Here is a 23,390-nt window from a genome sequence, read left to right on the forward strand (position 1 = left end):
GCTATATTAACGATACTTAATATGGCTCAAATATATTATTCCAATCAATATGATTTGAATCAAAAATATCTACACCCTTTTGACGAATCCGTTCAATCCACTCTTCTGCTTGGCAATGACCAATATCGAAATGTTTGATTGCCGTTTTCATCATCACATCGTGTTCATTAGCAATGGTTGTAGGCATTAATGCACAATCATCGGTATTGATACATACCGAGATAGGTCCCGTTCTGATACCGAAAAGGTTAAACCTTTCACCATTTTGCAGCCATTTACCATTTGGTGGGTGCCAACGAAATAAAGGATGTTCATGATAGTGACTGATTCTACCAATATAAAGATTGGATGTCGGACAGGCTTCGAGGATAATTCCTTGCTTACTATACTGTTCAATCAATAAATCTTGAATTGCTGTATAGAGTTTTAGCTCTTCTTTTGATATTGAATCTATTAGTGGTTCATTAATAAATTGAGGAATTATATTGCTGTCTATTTGTAAATCAACTGAAATAGTTTTAAACCGTCTTTTATTATCGGATGGATAGTTTGAATAAAGGTAATTTAACCATAATTTTTTTGCTTTACTTTCAGGATGATTCATTAAAAATTCATAATCAGGTAAACGTACTTTTCGCTTAACTTCACTTATGCCTTGATTGTTATTTAATCGACGTGGGCAATTTCGTCGAAGTAGCCAAGCTTGATATAAATCATTAATTGAATAGTGTTCATCACTATATAAATAATTAGACCAATGCTTAATTTTGTATTCTAAAATCGGTAAAGTAGATTGAATTTCAGGTAAGATTCCACAAAGTTTTAGCGCTTGATAGTAACACCATACTAAATTGTCTAGATGCTCACCAACCGTCAGATAGGCTCGTTTTTGTTGTTTTGCCCATTGCTCAATATCTATTCCTAAGGCTAAAGCATGTCCAATACGATCCCCTTCATCAAACTGACAAAAATTAACCGCTTCATCAATAGCTCTTAAACCTGAAAGAACATGACTAAAGTCTTCGCCGGCATGAACCGTTAAAAATGGCTTTTTGAAAGGTAGATATAAATTACTATTTACTTGATAACATGCTGATCGAAGTACTCGAAGAGTTGGCGCGAATATTTCAATTGGTAATTGATTTTCATTACCTGCAATATCATATCCACGTATTAACTTTCTAAGATCAACTTTAACATTTTTTGGGTAAAGTCCAGTTCCAATATTAATTTCTGCTTTTTGATATTCAACTGAATTCATTAGGTCATGTAGTTTATTTACCTGTAAATTCAATTTATCACGAAAATCTTTTAATAACCTATCGTTAATATTTTTTTTGTTAGGAAAACCTCGAGTAAAATGAATCACAAAATGATGGTTTTCAGGTTTACCCCATCGGAAGAAATAATTTGAAAATTTTTTTAATTTTCCAAGTGATAAACTGAGATTACCATCGCTTTCTTTTATTAAAACATTAGGCGATATTCTAAACTCTCTTTTAATATTACTTGCAGCGTCATGATTTGCCACGAAATCATAAAATTTATGTCCATTTTTATAAATTTTTTCAGGTTTTCTTAATGAAAATCCAAAAAAACTTACAAACTGACTAAGTCCAATTCCTGATACAGTCATATAATTTCTTAAAATATGACTACTTTTAATAAATATTGATAAGTTTTTTCTATAACCACTATTTTGGTTGTTATCAGCATGAATTAAAAAGCCCAGACATAATAATAACCAACCATTTTTCTGACATTGTTTTGGATCATTTGCTATCCTTATAATTTTTTGCGCAGAGGTATGCGTATTATTGTAAAATTTTATCATTGAAACTTTTTTAAATATAATAGTCTTTAAATTTATTATATTAAAATTGACGAATTCATTTTCACTCTCGGAATTTTTTCTCTCAGGATCAAAAAATATCTGTTGTAACAATAATATACTGCATGCTCTCACTAACAATGGTAAATATTGTTTATCTAATGTATTACTTTCATATAGAGTAAACTCAGGGCGATTAGGCCACTCAATATTTTCAGGCTCTTTTTCTAAATAAAGGGCAAAACTTTGCATTGAAAGTGATGAGGATCCATGCCCATTTAAATGGACATGATTATCTGCATAAACTTTATTGCCAAGTGGTTTGACCAATGCAATCGGACATTGATCTGTTAAAATATTAGCAATGGCATTGTTTGGTTGCAATATCCTATTTTCGATACGATTTTTATAAGCTGAAGCAATTATCCAATTAGGATCAATTAATGATACTAATGCTAACCACAAATCCAATAGCGGTTTTTTTACTTCAAAACTAACACCTGTCCACTCTAAAAAATAGTCTGCTAATTTATCCAAACAATTTATAGGATCTATTACTTTATCAAGATTAAGCCACTCTTCAATAGCATAGTCAATATCATCAGAACGTAAGCGATGACGATAATAAGGTTGATAATCATGTATTGCCTGCTTTAAAATCGTATGCAGTTTTTCGTTTAATTTTTTACCTTGCTGTAAATTCATTTCTGAATTTAATAACCGATCCGACGTTAAAATTACAGCAGGAACAATCCATTTTAAATCAAATGTGAACATTGTTTATTTCCTGCTGGCTAATTGATTATAAATTGTAATGAATAGTCGAGGAAATTCTTCTCGTTTATTCATATTTAACAACTCTTCTTCATTTTCATAATTTAAAAACAGGTCATCCTCTCTTAACCCATCAAGCATTTTTGTTAATGTTGGACGTTTTTGTCCTTTAACCCAATCACTTAAAGTGTCAGCATTAAAATTTTTATATTTTTTCATGACATTTAATTTAATGCTGTTAAATGTATAAAATTCGTGGCGAGAACCTATTTTAAACATTGGAGAAGAAGCATCATTGTTCTTAAAAAGGGGATGATTCCATATAGCTGATAATAGTAGTGATTCAATACCGCCGTTTACTTCAGGTTTTTTAGTATCGAAATCAACTATTCCTTCTATATTTTTTGTCAATATTCGATCAGAACTTTTAAATTTTGATTTCTCTCTAATCGTATTTACTGCAGCGTTTAATGCAGGGTTAGCATGAATGATTATTCCATCTTTCATAAAACTAGCGAAAGCGTTAATTACTAAGTATTCGAAACGTTTTGCAATATCAGAAAGATGTTCATCTTCATTCAATTTAAAGCTTTTTTTACGCATGATATGTAACTGAGTAAAAACCTTATTAAATACTGCATGCAATAAGGGAATCAAATTCTTTGTTTGTAACCCTTTCAAACTTTCTTCATGCATTTCACGCCAGTCATCTATTTGCTTTGCGAAATCCTTAATGCTGTCGTTACTGTCGTTACTGTCGTTACTATTCTCATCATTGGTTCTAAAGTCTTCTCCATCTGACATATCCTCATCATCAACAAATTTAGTTGGATTCATAGCATGAATTGAATAAAATGGTGGAGAATTTAGGGTAAATTGCAGTTGCTTTTCCCAATCGATGTTATTATCTTTGGAAGAAATAGCATCCAATATAGATAAAATCAATATTTCATAAGCACGACTAAAAAAGATATTATGAATTTGCTGACTCAATTTTCCATAATAATCACAATGCGTATAAATTAATTTTAAAATATTATTTTCGTCAGTTTCTATAGTTCTTTTGCTCAAAAAAAGATTTTCAACCAAAAACTCTAAAGGTGGCATACTCCGCATAACTAAACTATCTTCGTTAAATACACTGTTCAAAATTTTCTTATTTTCTTCTTCTTTACCTGATAGTTCTTTAATCGCCTCTAGCTGTTCTTTAAAAAAGTTCTTTTTACTGCCTGAAAACTTTATGTCTACCTGTTGCTTTGGGCTAAAAGCTAATAATTGTTCAATTCTAAATAGATCTTCTTTATTATAATTTATTACCCGTTGATAACTAATAGCATTACTATAAGCAACACCATCTTGTTTTTGTTCTGCCCAAGATTGAAAAGTTGACCATAAGTACTCTTCTAATTTCCCTTGATAAAATATGGATGGTGGTAATGATCTTATAAGTTGAGTGACTTCTCGAGCATTTTTCGGCTTGGGCCATTTAGTACTACTAGCTTCCCCATTACATAAATAGTAGAAATAGTTTTGAAGATTTTTCTCGTATTTAAAAAATGTTATGCCATCATCCTTTTCTTCTTCAATAATTTTTAATTTAGGTAAAAGATCATCAATAGGTAATAAAGGTAACCGTTGGTGATTTGGGAACACTTTAGTTAGATAAGCCTCAGCTAATGATTGAGCGGTTTCACGTCCGTGTTTTAATGTATCATCATCAATAAATCCTATGGGCGCAGCTAGTTTTTGAAAATGGACATGCATCATATGAGAATATAAGTGAAGAGAACCACTGATAATGGTGATAATATAAGGGCAGCTAAGTAATCGACGTACATCATCCAACACTTCAAAGGCTTTGTCCAAAGCCATATCGACATCATCAATTGGAATAGCAATCGCTTTACAATGTAAAATTTCAATACATTTTTCTACAAAATCATGAAAGCGATGTTGAATTTGTACACCAGAACTATATTTGAGTATTTTATCTATACCTGTGTAATCATTAAATTCTTTTGTTTTTCCTAGAGCATTGGCAAGTTCTTGTAGAGAAGAATAAAAATCATTACGTTGACATTGATTAGTAGAAGATGATTGTAATCTTTTTTCAACTGCATTATATAATTGAGCAACAATAACATTGGCAAACTCATCATGATTGCAAAGTAAAGTGGGATCGATAATTTCTAGAAAGAAAATATCGTCTATCTGCCTTTTGTCATAACTTTTTTGCCAAAAATTTTCTATATTACGTAAAAATACGGTTTTACCTGCCCCTCGTTCACCGCTGATGCAAATTGCATTATGTGCAGCATAAATTGCGTTTTTATTTTTATTTTCTTTACGATTTCGTTTATAAGCTTCAGCTTCATCACAGGTATTTTTTAACATTTCTACCAGTTTTTCTTTGGCTGCTTGTTGCCAAAGTTCTTCGTTTGAAAAAGAATCTAGATATTCATTGATCGTTAGATTTAAAATTATATTATTTGCCATAAGTCACTCTATCCATATTTTTATTTCACTTAACGTACTGTAAGTAGATTATTTTACCTTAATTAGGTAATTTTTTAATCAACTATTTAGTTAATCTATAAAAATATGATATTTTTGCTTTCACTAATGACATTTTGAATCTAAAAAACCATTTTTAGATAAAATATGGATAAAATATAACCTAATTCCATTCTATTTCAAATAACGTCATGATTTGCATTAAAATCTGGATATTTTTTTAATGAGGTCGTTTATAATTATTTACGATAATCTTTGCTGGTCAGAAATTCATTTGGCATTTTTGCTTTAAACTGTCAGTAGATTATTTATAATAAATATTATTAAATCAAAAGCGTTAAATCAGTAAATTAAACGAGCTTTATCTTTAATCATTTATTCTATATTTTGATATGGTTTTATAATCGATTTTAAGAGTATTGGCTAATCCATTTTCACAACTCATCACATCTGCAACCAAATAACAATTCACTTATGGACAAATTAAATTAAATCTTTATTTTCATTGCTGGATCATATTTATTTTAGGATAGTTACTTGTTAGGTTAATATCTTGAGGTTTCGTGTAGTAGTATAATTTATTAATAAAAGTAGGTATAAATTGTCTATTACATACCTCAAGATACTTTTCATCTATTTTTAAATCTTTCTACTAAAGGTAAGAAAGATCATTAGCAATATCCTTAAGTCTAGACCTTAATTCGGTTAGTTGTTCTTGTTGGGCTTGCTTATAGAGTTCATCTCGAGATTTTAAACTACCTTCACTATAATTACGGTATTTTGATGGTACATCACCACTATAAATATATTTGTATTTAGCGGAAGTTTCTTTAACTTTAAATGATTTAATATAGCTATACATACCGTTAACCATGATGTTGGTCGTTAATGTTAGTTGATTGCTATGAGTTTCTGTTTCTATAGTGTAGCGCTGATCTTTATAGCTTTTGAGTTTGGTTATTCTCCCTTTTTTATCTGGCACTTCGACATATTTATCAAATGTCTGTTCAGTTTTTGTTTCATAATTAACTGATTTGCCAAGATCATTAAAATCAATATCGTAGTCAATTCGTATATCAATATCTGCTTCACTCAAGTAATTGGTAAACTCAATATAATATGAGCCTATATATTCTCTAATTTCATTCGTAAATTGAGATGGGGATGAATTATAGTAGACTTTAACAATTCCCTTTTTTTGGTAGGTGTCAGCTAATGCTTTTGCATCGCGATATTGTCCATATGGCTGGTAAACTTTTACTGCTTTATTAAAGTAATCAGCCACTTCTCGAAACTCGTGGCGCTTACTGGCATTTTGTGAAAGTTGTTGGGCTTGTTGATAAGCAGCCTCGGCTTGTTGCGTACAATATTTTTTGTCATTTTCAATTGCTCGTTTATCACTATCTCTATATTTACCGAGTGGTTGATAAACTTGTGAAGCATTGCTAAAAGCCGTTGCAGCCTCTTTGTAGTTTTTTTCTTGTGCAAATTTTTTACCTAAATCATAGTATTCTTTGGCAGCAACTTGCATATATTTCGTTTGAGCGTTTTGGTACCGTTTTTCAATATCTTTATAATTATATCGTTCTAAACCACGTTGGTATAAATTGGCTTTGTTTTTATAGCTTATACTGTCTGTGCCCGTTATTGAATTTGCATAATCATAATATTGTTTAGCAATGGTTTGCTCCAGTTGTTCCGAATCATATTTATTATTAAAAAAATCGACCGTTGAACTATAAAAACGATCCCTAAGCATCATTTTCATCTTAAGTAAGTTTTGGTAGATATCAATACGTTTTTTATAATCGGTGTCTGAAGTATTGGCTAGATTAGTTTCATAATGCTCCATAACATTAGTGACTAAAGTGCGTAACTTTTCGGCTTTATCTTTGTCATACTTTTTGAGGCCTTTTTCCTCAATACTGTTAGTTAATAAACTGATACTTTCTAGATATTTTCCCTCTTTATATGCTTCCTCACTTGTACGTGTATGACAAGCAGTAAGAAAAAAAATGACAAAAATGGTTATTACTATTCGCATAATATTTCCTTTCAATAATTATTCATCCTTTATCAAACTAGTTAGAATATAATAAGTTTGATGGGTAACACGTTAATTAAAATAGCCTTTAATTATTTTTGCCGATTTTATGAAAAAAAAATACTTAGCATTTTTCATTTAATGCTATATTTCTATACCACAACGATGATAACAAAGCGTAAAAAATAATATTTTTAACATTAATCAATTTTTTGATGGGCGCACACCTCAATACAAATTATGTATTGAGGTAATGAATAACTCTATTTTCGAGTAGGTTTTTTAGCCGTAGCACGGCGAGGTGATTTAGACGGATTATTCAATTTGATACGTTTTGGTCTAACCGTTTTTTTGTCCGATGATGAAGTTGTTTTAGTAAAACTTTTAACTTCTGCTGGTAAGCCCACAAGTTCACGTAAATAGTTGACAGAATCAATACCTAGTTCCATCCATGTACCGCGTGATAAGCCTTTTGGTAAGTTGATGTTGCCATAACGAATACGCAATAAGCGGCTTACTTGTACATCGATGGCTTCCCACATTCTACGCACTTCGCGATTACGACCTTCGGTTATAACGACATTAAACCATTGGTTAAGACCATCACCACCTTGTGCTTTAATTGAATTAAATGAAGCAGGACCGTCTTCCAGTTGTACACCTTTGCGCAATTGATTAATTTGCTGATCGGTAATATTACCAAACACTCGCACAGCATATTCACGTTCGATTTCATGTCTTGGATGCATTAAACGGTTAGCCAATTCACCATCAGTAGTAAATAACAAAAGTCCTGACGTATTGATGTCTAAACGACCAATATTGATCCAACGTGCATTTTTTAAACGTGGCAATCGTTCAAATACCGTCGCACGACCTTGAGGATCATTACGTGAACAAATTTCACCCTCTGGTTTATAATAAGCCAGAACTCGGCAGATCTCTTTTTCTTTACTTCTTAGTTGAATTAAATGCCCATTGATGCGAATTTTAGGGTTAGCACTGACATCGACACGATCGCCTAAATTGGCAATTTTACCGTTAACGCTGATCTTCCCTGCCGCTATCATGGCTTCAATCTCACGCCGTGAACCATTGCCTAAATTGGCTAGTACCTTTTGTAATTTTTCAGTATTATCTTTTATGTTTTTCATAAGCAGTTCTCGCTACCTTCACAGGTATCATATTTGTTTAACTTTAAGTGAAAACTTATATCAAAATCGATTTTACTATTTTGATACAGTTAGTAAATTTTATTTGTTGAATATTGAGTTACTCAATTTGCAACAAAAAATAGTTATAAATTTTTAATGTTACTAAATAGTTATTTTATTTACGTTTATTCTTTCGAAGTATTTTATATTTGTGTTTGCGTTTATGTCGTTTGTTGTTTAAGAGATTCATTCTATAATTTTCAGAATGTTTTGCCAAAAAATAAGGCAGATAAAATCCAATTGCACTAAATATCGTTCCCATAAAAGCGATAAAAATTATACCAGACCAAAGTGTCCTAAAATCCGATATTTTAGCTGTGCTATCATTATAAAGAACTTTCACCTGTTGACCTATATCATAAGGACTGGGACTAGACCCAAGTGATGAAGTGAAGATTCTCTTTTGATCCTTTTTATCAGTAAAAGTAACAATAGGATAATACATTAAACGATGACGATGATAATGATAATAACCTTGGTTTATAGAACGACTATATTTATATTTAAAATTTGTAACATAACCTATTGTTGAGTCTGATTCATTAATAAAACCAATTTGTAGGTAAGCCCACAAAGCACTTAACAAATAGAAAAATATACCTCCCAAAGCAAAAGGTTTAATTATTTTATATTTCATTAATCTATACAGAAAGTTACATTAAATAAACGGGCTTATATCACCACTGCCTTGACGAATAATATCTGGATAGTCATTAGTTAAGTCGATTACTGTTGTAGGTTGCGGACCAATGTATCCGCCATGTACAATAGCATCAAGTTGATGACCAATTTTATCTTCAATCTCTTCAGGATCGGATTGGGCTTCATCTTCATTAGGTAAAATTAATGTGGTTGTCATTAATGGTTGCCCTAACAATTCAAGTAATGCTAAATCAATTTTATTATCAGGAATACGTAAACCAATGGTTTTACGTTTTTCATTCATTAATCGACGAGGTACTTCTTTGCTGGCTTGCAAAATAAAGACATATTTACCGGGGGTATTATTCTTCAAGAGCCGGAAAGTCGTGTTATCAACAAAAGCGTAAGATGATAGTTCTGAAAGATCGCGACACATTAAAGTAAAGTTGTGATATTTATCAAGCTGGCGAATTTGGCAAATGCGATCAACACCATACTTATTATCGAGCAAGCAGCCTAATGAATAACCTGAATCTGTCGGAAAAGCGATAACGCCACCATCATTTAAAATTTTGACAACTTGATCTAATAATCTTGTTTGTGGATTATCAGGATGAATATAAAAAGTTTGGCTCATAGTTTTCTTCTATATTAGTGTTATGGTTAAGTTTTGTTGTTTTATTTAGTCATTCCAATTATGCCAGATTGGTGTCACACTGGCGGGTAAAGGTGTGGTTTTACCTAAATCAAGATAATTAACCAAATCATGAAAATCGGAACCTTGAGATGCCAATAATCCGAATTCATTAGCTAATTTTGCCAATCGTTGTAAATCATCTTGTGTTTGTCGGCTTTGTGATACTTCCATTGCATCACCACCATATTCTTTAAATTCACCAATTAATGTTTTTAATTTAGTTAACGTTAAATCATAACGACTAGGATGAGCAAGTACTGCTTGCCCACCTGCTGCATGAATAGCATTAACCGCATCACCAATAGAGCAACATTTTGCAGGCACATAAGCATAACCACTTTTGCCTAAATATTTTTTAAATGCTTGTTTAACATCTTTAACATGACCATTGGCCACTAAAAAACGGGCAAAATGGGCACGTGAGACAATATCACCTTTCGAAAATTGTTGTGCTTGTTGATATGCATTATCAATGCTGACTTTCGCCAATTTTTGATCAATGCTCATTGCTCTATCAATTCGACCTTGTTCTTGGGCTGATAACAATTCAAGCAACGGTGAATTTTCAATATCGATATTTAATCCAACAATATGAATTTCATTATTCTTCCAAATTGTTGACACTTCAACGCCATAAATTAATTTAACGGGTAAATTGTCACGTTCTATCGTGTTTTTTGCCTCTAACAGACCTTTGATAGTATCATGATCGGTAATTGCTAACATACTGATTTGATTATCAGCTGCTCTTTTGACCAGTTCACTAGGTGTCAATATGCCATCTGACGCAGTTGTATGCGAATGTAAATCGACGATCACTTTTTTTCTCGAAAATTATTTTTAAACGTGTAATATACCACACAAATTGCATGACCACTAAAAGGTAAATTATGAAAGATCAAATTATGCTTGCTCAACAAGATACTAACGCTATTATTGAAGAACTATTAGAAGATGGCAGCGATCCTCATGCGCTTTATATTATTGAACATCATATCTCATCACAAAATTTTGATCTACTTGAAAAAGTCGCCGTAGAAACTTATAAATTAGGCTATGAAGCTACCGACCCTGATGAAGATGTAGATGATACTGGCAATGTTGTTATCGGGTTTGATATTGTGGCTGAAAGTCCACTTAATGCAGAATTAATTAATGCCCAAATAGCAGAAATCATTACATTAACTAACCAATTTGGTGTCAATTATGATGGTTGGGGAACCTATTTTGAAGATGGCAGTGATGATTTTAATGAAGTTGATAATATGGAAACGCTTCATTAATAGGGGTTATCTTATTTAATCTATTTGTTTTATCGATTATTTATTCTTCTTTATTTTATTCTTATCCGCTAAATAACGGATAAGAATAATGATTGATATTAATTTATTTCACGATTTCAATGCGACTGGTCCTTTGTTTATTTGGCGAGACGCTACGAATAATGACACTTTCACCTTTCTTAATGGCAGTAGGACCTTGATAGCGTTGCCACTGATTACCTTTATCAATTGAATATTCAATACTTAAACCAGGGAAGACGATGTTCGCGATCAATTTACCATTTTCAATCTTCGCACCCGGGACAGGTAGACGATAATTAATTGAAGCTGCATCTAATTTAGCTAATTCTCGTTGACCGATTAAATTGGCAAATTGATTCCAATCATTGAAAAGCTTTTGCTGATCAACATAATGGGTTTCGCCTTGTTGGAATTGGCGATCTTTTTGATAATTTGTCTCCCAATCGGCTTTATGCCATGCACGCTCTGCAACACTGAGCAATCGAGGATAAGCCATGTAAGCCATTTTATCATCTGTGCGAATATTTTCAGTCCAAATTTGAGCGGATAATCCATATGCGCCCGGCCAATTCATGGTGCCTTTTGCAGCAAATGCATCACCATTACGATCAAACGATGTTTCTGCATTCTGTGGTAAGTTATCGGGCGCAAAACTGAATATTTTGCGTTCATCATTGAAACGAGAAGCCCAATAGTAACCACTTTCTTTTGGATTAACTTCGTAAGGCATATCTAAATAGACATAATCAGGGTTAGATACAATAACTTTATAGCCTTTATTGGCGAATTCATTTACTGAATCATATCCCCCCCAATACAAACTATCCCAGAAATTGACAATCACTTCATCGGTGGCAAAAGATTTAGCATCGGTCGCAAATTTTACGCCATCTTGCCATACTTGCATGCGATTAATTCCGTTGTTTTTAATGATTTTACTCACTTCGACAGCAAAATGACTTGGTAGATGTTCAATGTTTTTAACAACCCCTTTGTTAACAAAGGCTTGGCAAGCTTGTGATTTTGCCCATGGATGATCTTCAATACTTTGATCAATTAAACCTTTACCCGCCTCTTTTTGAGCGGCATTAATATCTTGGTAGCCATTACCAAAATGAATATTTTTCGCTTCATCACCACCAAAATGCCAAGTTGAAATTGGTTGTTTAGCTTCAGCATGCATTTTGGCTATTTCACTAATGACTTTATTCACAAATTTTTTCGAAGAATCTAAACACGGATTAAGATAACTTTGTCGATTATAAAATTGTACTGTGGTCGTATTTGATGTATCGGTTGGATCGACTAATCGATATTCATTAGCTTGTTGTTCTTGACCTTTATTCATTAGGCGTTGATATCTCACTTCCATCGACATAATCGCCGCTCTAGCATGTGCAGGCATATCTATTTCTGGGATGACTTCAATAAATCGAGCATTTGCATACTTCACTATTTCAATATAATCATTTCGTGTAAAGTATCCACTGCCACTATTGTTGCTATTTGGACCCGATCCGAGTTGTGGTAATAAGCATTTTGTCTCACTTAAATCATGACAGCGTTTGCTCCCAAATTCGGTCAATTCAGGTAAACCCGGAATTTCAATTCGCCAACCTTCATCGTCACTTAAATGGAAATGAAATTTATTCATTTTATATTTTGACATCGTATCAAGTAACTGTAATACCGCTTCTTTACTTTTAAAGTTTCGACCGGTATCTAACATCATTCCTCGATATTCAAATCGAGGAGCGTCCTCGGCTGAAAGTGTAGGTATAACTTGAGGGTTTTTAGCATGTATTACTGATAATATCGATTCTACACCATAAAAAATTCCGCTTTCATCAAAGGCTAAAATGGTTGCTCCTTGAGGCGTTATCTCTAATTTATAACTCCCTTTTACACCTTTTTTAAATGCACTTTTATCAATTGAAGCATTAATGTTAAAACCTTTACTGCTAACAGCAATCTCTAGTTTTCTAAAATGTTCTTCTAATACTGATTTACTCTCTTTTGATAAGTGATTAAGCACTAAATTAACGCCATTTTCATTTAGGATAATTGTCTCTTTACCAACAGTAAGTTTGGATGGAGTCGGTAAAATTTGCCCTTTTAATAACTCTTCGTTAATTTCTTGTATATCTTTGTTACGTTGATAACGATTTTCAGGCGTCATTAAAACATTATGATCATTTGGCGAGATTTTCCATTGTTCGCCTAATGGTTTTACAAATGCAGAGAGATTATCAGAATCGGTATCGGTATTGGCAATCACTTTTGGTTCAGCTTTTGATGAGGTCACATACCATCTAGGCATAACATCACTTTCACTGATTTGCCAATATTCACCAATGATCGGAATAGTCACAACAGCATTTGCGGGAATATTTTTGAATTTCTCCGTAGGTTCAAGCTTGTGTAGGTCACCGGTGACATGGGTAATTTTAAATTGATCATTGTTTACCGCTAAGATCATTCGAATATTATGAAAATAGATTGCCCAATCTTTGTCAGTAATCGCAGACCCTGTATTTTTAAGGGTTAAGGTCACTTTGTTACATGATGCCCAATCTGCACCCAATGCCGCACAATCTATTCCATGATTTACAGCATCATTATCCACGATTTGATAATTTAGACGTAATTGTGAACTCATGGTATCTACAATTTTTTGTGAAGCACTAGCAGATTGTGTTGCTCCCATACTTAATAATGTTGCTATGGATGTAGCAATAATAGCTGATTTAAACTTTTTCATGACGATTACCTATTTTTGTTTAGCATTGAAAACGGTGAAAGGTACAGTAACAATAAATTTGATATCGCGTTCATCTTGGAAGATATTGCCATATCCACCTCCCCAACTTGGAATATTGGTGTGATTGTTATATTTGGTAAAATGAAGTTGCAAAGAGGTATCTTTTATCCAACCATTTTGTACGGTATAACCTAAATCAAAGTTATAAGCTGACTCAATTAAACGTTTTTTCTGATTAAATTGTTTGTTTGTGCTTGGTTTTGCATCCCAACCATAAGCATAAGAAGCACCTGTTCGCCACCCTGTTAAGTAATTTGATAAATCTCCTAAATCATAAGTGATTTCTGCAAACAGCGCTTTTTCACCATTGGCATTGAAGTCAGAGCGAGAATTCCACCAGATATCTAATCGACCATTTGAAGAAGCATAATCAGGCGTCATACGTTGCAAAAAGAACCCTTGCTCCCCTTCTGCTTTAACAACAACACCTTCAAGTCGTAAACCAACAGGCCCCATTTGATAACCTAAGGTAGCGGCCTGCAACCATGCTAAGCCATCATAAACATTTTTACCTTTGTGAGACTGATCTTTAGCGCCATAAAATTGGTAGCTCATAGTCAGTGGATTATTAAATACATCTGTTTTATATGAGGCTTTACCAAAAAATTGGTTCATATAATTTTGTGCCTGACCGAAAGCACTTTCTATCACAAAATCGTTTTTAAAGTCATATTTCAAACCAGCAGAATGGAGGTAATCAATTTTTTTCCCTTTGCCCCATTGTTTAAATTCATAAAGTCGCTTATACCAAGGTGCTTTATATTTATCTGTCCACATATAAGACATGGATAACGCGCCCGCATCATCAAAATCAAGCAAAGTACCAAACTCTACGCCTCGATAAGTGCCCGGTAATAAACTCCAATGTGGAGCAAGTAAAGTTTGACCTGATGGTTGGATATACCCTGCTCTGAGCCAAAATTTATCGTCGAGTTTAAAATTAACTAATGCTTTATAAAAACTTAGTCCACTGACATCTTTTTTCCAATCTTCACCCCATCGAGTATTGTCGCCACTAAAACCGATTTCATTAGGATGTCCATTACCACCGTTACTCACTTCCCAAGCGCCATAACCGCCTAATTCAATCGCAAATCGATCAGCAATATAACCCGACTTGAAATCTAAATTTGTGTTAAATGATGAGTGCCTAAGGTTTTTTTCATATTTATGTTCGTCGATATTTTTTCTTTCACGATCACGGTTCCAGAAAAATACATTGCCAGTGAGTGACGAATCATCAACAAAATTACTTTCATAAGCAGCATAAACGGGTGTAACACTGGTTAACACGGTCAAAGATAGGATGAGTTTAGTCAAACAACTCAAAGAACGAGGAATGTTTAATTTATTATAGTGGTTCATAATTTATTTCCTTAAAACGATTCCGTTTAATTTAAATAGCAATTCTTCGTTAGAAGATCTCGCTATTTAACTCAAAATTGAATCCATTTTTATTTTATACGTTTTCATTAACACTTTTAAAAAGCTTTGCTAAACCAAAAAAGAAGCTAAATGTCTATTTTTATAATGCATAAACATATTTTAGTTAGCAAATTAAATAATTTAAATTCGTGATCCTAATCACTAAAAAGATCTAATTTTGAATGATTTTAGTTGAAAAAAAGTTCACTTTTTTTATTTTAAAAAATAATAATGTATTGAGATAAAACAGGTTAAATAAATAATTTATACTATTATGATAGATTAAATTATCAACATGATTTTTGTTAAGGCGGGTTTGGAATGTAAGGCAAAAAAAAAGAGAAATGCTCAGCATTTCCCTTATCTTTAAAATTGAAATTTAATATAGAATTAGATTAACTTTCAGTATCAATTTCTTCGAAACTTTTTACGAGTTCATCAATCGCTTTCATCTGTTTTAAGAAAGGTTCCAGTTTCGCTAATGGTAATGCTGACGGGCCATCACATTTTGCGTGATTTGGATCAGGATGTGATTCTAAAAATAGTCCAGCTATACCTACCGCCATACCTGAACGGGCAAGTTCAGTCACTTGACCTCGTCGTCCGCCAGAGGCTGCACCCATAGGGTCACGACATTGGAGAGCATGAGTGACATCAAAAATCACCGGTGAGCCTTTGCTGGCTTTTTTCATGATATTAAAACCAAGCATATCAACAACTAAATTGTCATAACCAAAACAGCTACCGCGATCACAAAGAATCACTTTGTTGTTACCCGCTTCTTCGAATTTTTCCACAATATTCCCCATTTGACCCGGGCTAACAAATTGTGGTTTTTTAACATTAATCACTGCACCTGTTTTTGCCATTGCAACCACTAGATCCGTTTGTCTGGCTAAAAAGGCTGGTAATTGAATGACATCAACAACATCAGCGACGGGTTGACATTGCTCTTCAGTGTGAACATCAGTAATGATTTTTATGCCAAACTGCTGTTTAAGTTCTTGGAAGATTTTTAACCCTTCTTCTAAACCGGGTCCACGATACGAGTGAATTGATGATCGATTGGCTTTGTCAAAAGATGCTTTGAAAATATAAGGGATATTTAATTTATCCGTTACAGTGACATAATGTTCACAAACTTTCATAGCCAAATCACGTGATTCAAGTACGTTCATACCACCAAATAACACAAATGGTAGATCATTGGCTACGGTAATATCACCGACGTTTACTCTTTTTTGTTTCATCATAAAATTATCCTTGTTAAGGTTTAAACCAGCGACCGAGCGTGACCCTATCATTGCCACTATAGTCGGTGAAAGTTTCAACTAATTGAAATCCGTGTTGTTTAAAAATGGTCTGTACGGCTTCGCCTTGTTTCCAGCCATGTTCGATGAGTAGCCAGCCATATTGATTTAGATGTTTCGTTGCACCTTGAACAATCAATTTAATATCAGCTAAACCCTCATCTTCAGATACTAAGGCGCTTTTCGGTTCGAATCGAACATCGCCTTGTGATAGATGAATATCTGTGGGTTCGATATAAGGCGGATTACTGGTTATCATTGAGAATTTACGGTTTTTTATTGGTTTATACCAATCACCTTTTAAAAAATAGACGTTATTAACCCCAATCTGATTGGCATTTTTCTGAGCTAAATTTAAAGCATCATTATTTTTTTCAACGCCAGTAAATAAACAATCAGGACGTTCAGTTGCCATAGCAATAGCTATGGCACCGGTACCCGTACCAAGATCTAACACTTCACACGGTACTTTAGGTAAATATTCTAAACTAAGCTCAACCAATTTTTCAGTATCGGGTCTTGGGATTAACGTCGCGTTTGACACATTAAACTTCAAAGACCAAAATTCTTTTTCGCCCGTAATATAAGCGATAGGTTCACCGGCTTGGCGACGTTTCAAATTTCTATCTAAGGCAATTAGCTCATCATCGGTTAATTTGGTTTCGCTAAATGCCATTAAAAATGTGCGTGTTTTATGTGTGACAAAACTTAATAAAATTTCGGCATCACGCTTAGGGCTTTCACTATCAGTTAACGTTTGTGAAGCGCCCTTAAGCCATTCTAAATATGTCATTCATCCTGTTCCGATAAAGCTGCAAGTTGGTCTGCTTGATATTCTTGTACAATTGGATCGATTAACATTTCTAGTTTACCTTCCATTACTTCGTCTAAGCGATAGATAGTCAGGTTGATTCGATGATCGGTCACTCGCCCTTGTGGATAGTTATAGGTTCTAATTCTATCTGAGCGATCGCCAGAACCTAAAAGATTACGCCGAGTTGACGCTTCTTCTTGTTGACGTTTACGTATTTCAGCATCCTGAATACGAGCAGCTAACACAGACATGGCTTTGGCTTTATTTTTATGTTGTGAACGTTCATCTTGACACTCAACAACAATTCCCGTTGGCAAGTGGGTAATACGAATAGCTGAATCGGTAGTATTAACGTGCTGACCACCCGCACCCGATGAACGATAAGTATCGATTTTTAAATCGGCTGGATTGATTTCAGGCATTTCCGCTTCAGGGATTTCTGGTAAAACAGCAACAGTACACGCAGAAGTATGAATACGTCCTTGAGACTCTGTTTCAGGCACACGCTGAACACGATGACCACCCGATTCGAATTTTAAGTTACCGTAGACGCCATCGCCACTAATTAGCATAATCACTTCTTTATAGCCACCATGCTCACCCTCATTCGAGCTCATTATTTCAACTCGCCAACGACGTGATTCAGCATAACGGGTATACATTCTAGCTAAATCACCCGCAAAAATCGCCGCTTCATCTCCGCCGGTTCCTGCGCGAACTTCGACAAAACAGTTATAATCATCATTCGGATCTTTTGGTAATAATAATACCTGTAACTGTCTTTCTTGTTCTTCCACTTGTCCTAATGCTTCATTCAGCTCTTCTTGAGCCATTTCACTCATTTCTGGATCAGAAAGCATCATTTTAGCGGTTTCAATATTTTCTTGAGTTTGCTTCCAGCTAGCAAAACACTTCACTACACCACCTAATTGTGCATATTCTTTAGAAAGTGTGCGAAAGCGATTTTGATCGGCGATTACCGAAGGGTCAGATAATAATGCTTGAACTTCTTCATAGCGTTCTTGCAATGTTTCTAACTTACTGATAATTGAAGATTTCATAAATATATAACTTTAACTTAAATTAATAGGATATGCTTAACATTATATACTTAATCACTCGTAAAATATAGCTTAGGCTCATCTTCGTATAGCTTAAACATTTTTGTTAACCTCAAAATTAAGAATCTGCGATAAATTAAAATTAAAAATGTTACACCTGTCACATAAATAGATTTTTGAAGTTTGAAAAATACTCATCAACCTATAACATCATAAATGTAAACGATATCATTCATTATTTTTTAAGTAGTTACATAAATAATAATTGGCATTACTTTTCAATATAATGTTATCGCATACATCCTACAAAATAATGAAATAATACAAAACGGTTGAGGGGTTAGTTTTATGAAAAAAATAGTTATATTAAGTTTAATAGGGTTGAGTTCAATGGCTAATGCAGCAATTGAATGGGATACCCCACAAGGCAAACTTAAACTCTATGGTGATGTTGAAATAAATGTTGATGCTGCAAGTAGCAAGCAACAACTTAGCTCACTAAAAGAAAGCGCCGAGAAAAAAAATAAACCTGCTGATAAAGATCGTTGGGATATTAATGGTCGAATTTTGATAGGTTTAGATGGTTATCGCGAAATAAATGGTCAAAATTTTGCGGGTTTTGTAGTACAACCACTGGCTGATTTAGGCGGAGATATGAATTTGGATGATGCGGCTTTTTATTTTGGACAAAAACAAGAATGGAGCATCAAAGTAGGACGTTACGAAGCCTATGATATGTTTCCTCTTGGTCAAGATACTTTTATTGAATATTCAGGCAATACAGCTAATGATATCTATGAAGATGGTTTTGGCTATATTTATATGATGAAAGAAGGTCGCGGACGCAGTAAAAACGGCGGTAGCATCCAATTAAATAAGCCTTTTTTGAATAATTTCAATTTAGAAGTTAATGCGTTAATCAATAACGGCGAAAAAATGTTTAATAAATCGACCTATCACGGTTATGACATTGAGAAAAAGAAAAATGTAGTTTATGTTCGCCCCGTTTTATCTTGGAAAAATAATAGTTTCTCAACCGCCATCGCAGCTGAAACCAATGTGGTAAAAAACGCGTATGGGTATTACGATAAAAATGGAAAATTCCGCGATCAATCACAGCGTACTGGTTATGGCGCAACTTTTTCTTGGAATAGTGAAGGTGATTGGGGTGCGGAAAACAAAGGACTCAAAATCAATACCAGTTTTGCTTATATGAGTGCCAAAGATGAAAATGACATGACCATAGGTGCCGATATCATCTGGGAAAAAGTCGGGCTAGGTTACTACTATGCCAACAATAATATTAAAAAATTTAATCCAGAAAATAAAATCAAAGATGGGCATATTAATAGCAAAGGCAAATATAAAATTCACACCGTTAATGCCTCTTATTTGATTGATAATGTATTGGATATGGATAATTTTAATATTTATTTAGGTGCTTATTGGTCATTATTAGATAGAAATAAATCACATGGTGATAATACTGATGATCGATACGGTGCTCGTATAAGATTTAAATATTTTTATTAATTAATCGCCAGTAATACAAAGCGAACAGTAATATTACTTCTAAAACAAACCAATTTATTGCAATATATTGGTTTGTTTTTAGGTTATGCATTGATGATTACTAAGAGTATAGTAGCCTATAACAAGTATTAAATAGTATGGATATAACTGAAAAACTAGAGGATCAAATTTATGCACCAAACCATATGGAAACTTGAAAATAGTGTTAAAAATTACGATTGGGGAAGTATTGATGATATTCCTAGATTGTTTGCTATCAAAAATCCAACGAAAAAACCCATTGCTGAAATCTGGATGGGCGCTCACCCAATGGGATGTTCATTAGCTATCGATAATCACCATAAAAAAATCAGACTTGATGATCTTATTAAAAAACATCCTTTAGAAACATTAGGTGCTAAAACTTATCAACAATATTCTGCTCTTCCCTACTTATTTAAAGTACTATCAGCAAATAAAGCATTATCGATACAAGTACACCCAACTAAGTTAAATGCCGAACAAGGTTTTGCAAAAGAGAATCAATTAGGTATCGCTTTAGATGATCCTAAGCGCAATTATAAAGATCCTAACCACAAACCAGAGCTGATTTATGCTCTAACGCCATTTAAGGCCCTGCGCTCTTTTCGCCCTATTACTGAAATTTTGCAGTTGTTTAAGGAAATTAATGTTACGGCATTAAGCAATGAACTTGAACAATTGCAAAATTATGCAAATGAACAACAATTAAAGCTGTTTTTTCAGGCATTGCTAACACTATCTCCAGAAAGAAAAGAGCAAGCGATTAACCAATTGTTAACTAATATTGAACCGTTTTCAAACGAGCCTTATTTAACCATTAAAACTCTTGCTAAGGATTACCCAAATGATATTGGGGTATTTATGCCATTAATCTTAAATGTTATTGAACTGCAACCAACGCAAGCCATGTTTTTATCCGCTCAAACACCGCATGCTTATTTAAGTGGTACTGGACTTGAAGTGATGGCAAGCTCGGATAATGTATTACGGGCAGGTTTGACCAATAAGCATTTGGATGTCGATGAATTATTGAAAAATACCCAGTTTAATAGCCTTAGTTTAGATAAGTTATTAACTCGGCCTGTTATTCATCAAAATAAAATTGATTTTCCTATTCCTGTTGATGATTTTAAGTTTGAAATTATTGAAAGTGATAATCAAGCAAGAGATGAAAAGGTAACCAGTCCGCAGATACTATTTTGCATTGAGGGCAACATCACTTTAACAACAAAATCGGTAACACTGACACTGATTAAAGGTGAATCAGCTTTTGTCGCCTATGATGCAAAAAGTTATTGTTATCAAGGTCAAGGCGTATTAGCAAAAGTTTCAAATTAAATAAAAGATGTATTTATTTTTTATACTCAAACGTATGGTTAACCTGAAACTTTTTGACAGATTTAGCGACTTTATTATTATTAAATAGTGTCATAAATTATCATTATTCAAAACGTTTCAGATTTTGTTGCTTATGACATTTAATGCATTAGCCATCAAATCTTGAGTGTATTAACTGACGTTTCGAATCAATAAATCGCTTCTCTTTTTATACTTAACCGTATAGTTAACCTGAAACTTTTTGACAGATTTAGCGACTTAATTATTATTAAATCGTGTCACGGACTTTTCGTGTTAGCCAAGAATAATGAACCATTAGCATCATTAAACAATCTTTTATTACTCTTTTTCAACAATAAACCGAAGATAATTATGATAATAATTTTACATAATAAAATCTTTCGACTAATATGTAGCAACATAACAAATAAACTACTATCATTATGAATCATATTAATAAAATGCCACGTCATTTGACTATTCAACAAGATCTATTAAAAAAAATACAGTCAGGTGTCTATCCACAAGGGCAGTTAATACCGAAAGAATGTGAACTTACTGAAATCTATCAAGTCAGTAGACCAACAGTGCGTCAAGCAATTCAGCAATTAGTTAATGATGGTTACCTTGAACGTCGAAAACGCCGAGGCACGATTGTTAAACAACAGAAGATCAGTCAAGAATTCACCCACATTATTGAAAGTTATGATTCCGAGATGAATCGGAAAGGACTTCATCCTAAAACTAAAGTACTTACATTTAAGCTGGATAAAGCTAATGCTGATATTGCCAATAATTTGCAGATAAATGAGTATGAAGACGTCTATAAGCTCGTTCGTCTGCGCTATGCAGAAAGTAAGCCCGTGGTATTGGTTACCACTTATTTACCCGCCAAACTTTTACCTAATTTCATCAATAATGATTTTACTCAGGAAAAACTGTATTCAGTATTACAAAAGATGGACTTTCCTATTTTACAGATTCGTCGCAAACTTGAAGTATTAAAAGCCGACGAAACCACAAGTGATCTATTGGATATAGAAGCAGGCGATCCGATTTTTTATTTCCATTCCATTGCTTTCACTCACGATCGGATCCCCATTGAGTACTCAATTTCCAAATACCGTGGTGATATTAACTCTTTTGTATTTGAACTAAATCATGCAAGTTAACTCACATTTAACAAATTAATGCAAAAAAATTATCCTCGCAATTTAGTTGTTTGCGAGGATAATCAGCATCAAGACAGATAGTATTAAAATAAATTGATGATTAAAGTTCGATAGTATCTTTATTACTTGCGGCTAACTCTTGTTTTAGCTCATCAATAATAGCTATGCCTGAACTGGTACCAATTCGTTGTGCACCTGCTGCAATCATTTTTTTGAAAGTATCGGCACTGCGTATTCCGCCAGCAGCTTTAACTTTAACTGCATCACCTACCTGATTTTTCATTAATTTAACATCCTCGACAGTAGCGCCTGAAGTGCCAAATCCAGTAGAAGTTTTTATAAAATCAGGTTTAACTTTAACCGCAATTTTACAAAGTGCGATCTTCTCTTCATCGGTTAAATAACAGTTTTCAAAAATAACTTTAGATACCACATTATGTTGTCGACAAATTTTAACTATTTGCGTCATTTCATCTTCAATATATTGTAAATTTCCAGCTTTTAACTCGGAGATATTAATTACATAATCAATTTCGGTTGCACCATTTTCAATAGCATTTTGAGTTTCAAAACATTTCGAAGCAATAGTCGTTTGCCCTAAAGGAAAAGCGATGGCTGCACCGATATCAACCCCCGTTCCTTTCAATAGCTGCGCACAAAGCTGTGACTGAACCTGATTGATTGCCACCATTTTAAAATGATAGTTTTTTGCTTCCTGACATAATTTTTCCATCATGGCTGTGGTCGCATCAGGTTTTAAGTTAGTGTGATCAATAAGTTGGCTTAATTGTATCAAAGAATATTTATTCATAATTCCACCTTTTTATTTATATATGTAAAAACATATATTAAAAACATTAATAGTATTGTCAATA

The 23,390-nt window shown here is 33.5% G+C and carries 17 protein-coding genes; 4 read left to right on the forward strand and 13 right to left on the reverse strand.

What is annotated here, in order from left to right; genetic code table 11:
- Window positions 1–16: 16 nt before the first annotated feature.
- The 7 genes from rdrB to H3S73_RS07425 all read right to left on the reverse strand — a co-directional run bounded on the left by rdrB (window position 17) and on the right by H3S73_RS07425 (window position 10,535).
- Window positions 17–2,608, reverse strand: coding sequence for an antiviral RADAR system adenosine deaminase RdrB (gene rdrB / locus H3S73_RS07395; RefSeq protein WP_198236216.1), 2,592 nt, complete (start codon window positions 2,606–2,608; stop codon window positions 17–19).
- A 3-nt stretch (window positions 2,609–2,611) separates the two neighbouring features.
- Window positions 2,612–5,101 (reverse strand): antiviral RADAR system adenosine triphosphatase RdrA, encoded by a 2,490-nt coding sequence (gene rdrA, locus H3S73_RS07400; RefSeq protein WP_198236215.1) that lies wholly within the window; start codon window positions 5,099–5,101, stop codon window positions 2,612–2,614.
- Window positions 5,102–5,771: 670 nt separating this feature from the next.
- Window positions 5,772–7,163 (reverse strand): hypothetical protein, encoded by a 1,392-nt coding sequence (locus H3S73_RS07405; protein ID WP_198236214.1) that lies wholly within the window; start codon window positions 7,161–7,163, stop codon window positions 5,772–5,774.
- 263 nt (window positions 7,164–7,426) lie between these two features.
- Window positions 7,427–8,317 carry a 23S rRNA pseudouridine(2605) synthase RluB gene (rluB, locus tag H3S73_RS07410; RefSeq protein WP_039126869.1) on the reverse strand — a complete coding sequence of 297 codons (891 nt, stop codon included), beginning with the start codon at window positions 8,315–8,317 and terminating at the stop codon, window positions 7,427–7,429.
- Between the two features lie 175 nt (window positions 8,318–8,492).
- Window positions 8,493–9,014 (reverse strand): DUF3592 domain-containing protein, encoded by a 522-nt coding sequence (locus H3S73_RS07415; RefSeq protein ID WP_198236213.1) that lies wholly within the window; start codon window positions 9,012–9,014, stop codon window positions 8,493–8,495.
- A 21-nt stretch (window positions 9,015–9,035) separates the two neighbouring features.
- Window positions 9,036–9,656: an L-threonylcarbamoyladenylate synthase gene (locus H3S73_RS07420; RefSeq protein WP_039126866.1), complete on the reverse strand. Its 621-nt coding sequence runs from the start codon at window positions 9,654–9,656 to the stop codon at window positions 9,036–9,038.
- Between the two features lie 45 nt (window positions 9,657–9,701).
- Complete coding sequence (locus H3S73_RS07425) at window positions 9,702–10,535, reverse strand: PHP domain-containing protein (RefSeq protein WP_086326867.1); 834 nt, start codon at window positions 10,533–10,535, stop codon at window positions 9,702–9,704.
- 71 nt (window positions 10,536–10,606) lie between these two features.
- Between H3S73_RS07425 and rraB the strand changes: the two genes are divergently transcribed.
- On the forward strand, window positions 10,607–10,999 hold the full coding sequence (rraB, locus tag H3S73_RS07430; RefSeq protein WP_198236212.1) for a ribonuclease E inhibitor RraB: 393 nt from the start codon (window positions 10,607–10,609) through the stop codon (window positions 10,997–10,999).
- Window positions 11,000–11,102: 103 nt separating this feature from the next.
- On the opposite strand, the gene H3S73_RS07435 is transcribed toward rraB, so the two are convergent.
- The 5 genes from H3S73_RS07435 to prfA all read right to left on the reverse strand — a co-directional run bounded on the left by H3S73_RS07435 (window position 11,103) and on the right by prfA (window position 18,451).
- Complete coding sequence (locus H3S73_RS07435) at window positions 11,103–13,781, reverse strand: beta-N-acetylhexosaminidase (protein WP_198236211.1); 2,679 nt, start codon at window positions 13,779–13,781, stop codon at window positions 11,103–11,105.
- Window positions 13,782–13,790: 9 nt separating this feature from the next.
- Window positions 13,791–15,206: an OprD family outer membrane porin gene (locus tag H3S73_RS07440; RefSeq protein WP_198236210.1), complete on the reverse strand. Its 1,416-nt coding sequence runs from the start codon at window positions 15,204–15,206 to the stop codon at window positions 13,791–13,793.
- Between the two features lie 455 nt (window positions 15,207–15,661).
- The gene (gene kdsA, locus H3S73_RS07445; protein WP_065737315.1) at window positions 15,662–16,516 is read right to left on the reverse strand and encodes a 3-deoxy-8-phosphooctulonate synthase; all 855 of its coding nucleotides are present in this window, start codon (window positions 16,514–16,516) and stop codon (window positions 15,662–15,664) included.
- 16 nt (window positions 16,517–16,532) lie between these two features.
- Window positions 16,533–17,369, reverse strand: a complete 837-nt coding sequence (gene prmC, locus H3S73_RS07450) for a peptide chain release factor N(5)-glutamine methyltransferase (RefSeq protein WP_198236209.1) — start codon at window positions 17,367–17,369, stop codon at window positions 16,533–16,535.
- On the reverse strand, window positions 17,366–18,451 hold the full coding sequence (gene prfA / locus H3S73_RS07455) for a peptide chain release factor 1 (protein ID WP_039126855.1): 1,086 nt from the start codon (window positions 18,449–18,451) through the stop codon (window positions 17,366–17,368). Before prfA ends, prmC begins: the two co-directional genes overlap by 4 nt.
- Before the next feature lie 348 nt (window positions 18,452–18,799).
- Here prfA and H3S73_RS07460 point away from each other — a divergent pair, with 348 nt between their 5' ends.
- The 3 genes from H3S73_RS07460 to H3S73_RS07470 all read left to right on the forward strand — a co-directional run bounded on the left by H3S73_RS07460 (window position 18,800) and on the right by H3S73_RS07470 (window position 22,515).
- Window positions 18,800–19,984 carry a carbohydrate porin gene (locus H3S73_RS07460; protein ID WP_198236208.1) on the forward strand — a complete coding sequence of 395 codons (1,185 nt, stop codon included), beginning with the start codon at window positions 18,800–18,802 and terminating at the stop codon, window positions 19,982–19,984.
- A gap of 171 nt (window positions 19,985–20,155) precedes the next feature.
- Window positions 20,156–21,343 (forward strand): mannose-6-phosphate isomerase, class I, encoded by a 1,188-nt coding sequence (gene manA / locus H3S73_RS07465; RefSeq protein WP_198236207.1) that lies wholly within the window; start codon window positions 20,156–20,158, stop codon window positions 21,341–21,343.
- Window positions 21,344–21,786: 443 nt separating this feature from the next.
- Window positions 21,787–22,515 carry a GntR family transcriptional regulator gene (locus tag H3S73_RS07470; protein ID WP_039126847.1) on the forward strand — a complete coding sequence of 243 codons (729 nt, stop codon included), beginning with the start codon at window positions 21,787–21,789 and terminating at the stop codon, window positions 22,513–22,515.
- A 100-nt stretch (window positions 22,516–22,615) separates the two neighbouring features.
- Here H3S73_RS07470 and deoC read toward each other — a convergent pair whose 3' ends face one another.
- Complete coding sequence (gene deoC, locus H3S73_RS07475; RefSeq protein ID WP_198236206.1) at window positions 22,616–23,326, reverse strand: deoxyribose-phosphate aldolase; 711 nt, start codon at window positions 23,324–23,326, stop codon at window positions 22,616–22,618.
- Between the last annotated feature and the right edge of the window lie 64 nt (window positions 23,327–23,390).

It is taken from the genome of Gilliamella sp. B14384G12 (genome assembly GCF_016101825.1).
Classification (GTDB): Bacteria; Pseudomonadota; Gammaproteobacteria; order Enterobacterales; family Orbaceae; genus Gilliamella; species Gilliamella apicola_N.

What these genes read in the sequence shown, in the direction of transcription:
- rdrB (WP_198236216.1), bottom strand. Translation starts at nt 2,608, where the DNA reads ATGTTCACATTTGATTTAAAATGGATTGTTCCTGCTGTAATTTTAACG.
- rdrA (WP_198236215.1), bottom strand. Translation starts at nt 5,101, where the DNA reads ATGGCAAATAATATAATTTTAAATCTAACGATCAATGAATATCTAGAT.
- H3S73_RS07405 (WP_198236214.1), bottom strand. Translation starts at nt 7,163, where the DNA reads ATGCGAATAGTAATAACCATTTTTGTCATTTTTTTTCTTACTGCTTGT.
- rluB (WP_039126869.1), bottom strand. Translation starts at nt 8,317, where the DNA reads ATGAAAAACATAAAAGATAATACTGAAAAATTACAAAAGGTACTAGCC.
- H3S73_RS07415 (WP_198236213.1), bottom strand. Translation starts at nt 9,014, where the DNA reads ATGAAATATAAAATAATTAAACCTTTTGCTTTGGGAGGTATATTTTTC.
- H3S73_RS07420 (WP_039126866.1), bottom strand. Translation starts at nt 9,656, where the DNA reads ATGAGCCAAACTTTTTATATTCATCCTGATAATCCACAAACAAGATTA.
- rraB (WP_198236212.1), top strand. Translation starts at nt 10,607, where the DNA reads ATGAAAGATCAAATTATGCTTGCTCAACAAGATACTAACGCTATTATT.
- H3S73_RS07435 (WP_198236211.1), bottom strand. Translation starts at nt 13,781, where the DNA reads ATGAAAAAGTTTAAATCAGCTATTATTGCTACATCCATAGCAACATTA.
- H3S73_RS07440 (WP_198236210.1), bottom strand. Translation starts at nt 15,206, where the DNA reads ATGAACCACTATAATAAATTAAACATTCCTCGTTCTTTGAGTTGTTTG.
- kdsA (WP_065737315.1), bottom strand. Translation starts at nt 16,516, where the DNA reads ATGAAACAAAAAAGAGTAAACGTCGGTGATATTACCGTAGCCAATGAT.
- prmC (WP_198236209.1), bottom strand. Translation starts at nt 17,369, where the DNA reads ATGACATATTTAGAATGGCTTAAGGGCGCTTCACAAACGTTAACTGAT.
- prfA (WP_039126855.1), bottom strand. Translation starts at nt 18,451, where the DNA reads ATGAAATCTTCAATTATCAGTAAGTTAGAAACATTGCAAGAACGCTAT.
- H3S73_RS07460 (WP_198236208.1), top strand. Translation starts at nt 18,800, where the DNA reads ATGAAAAAAATAGTTATATTAAGTTTAATAGGGTTGAGTTCAATGGCT.
- manA (WP_198236207.1), top strand. Translation starts at nt 20,156, where the DNA reads ATGCACCAAACCATATGGAAACTTGAAAATAGTGTTAAAAATTACGAT.
- H3S73_RS07470 (WP_039126847.1), top strand. Translation starts at nt 21,787, where the DNA reads ATGAATCATATTAATAAAATGCCACGTCATTTGACTATTCAACAAGAT.
- deoC (WP_198236206.1), bottom strand. Translation starts at nt 23,326, where the DNA reads ATGAATAAATATTCTTTGATACAATTAAGCCAACTTATTGATCACACT.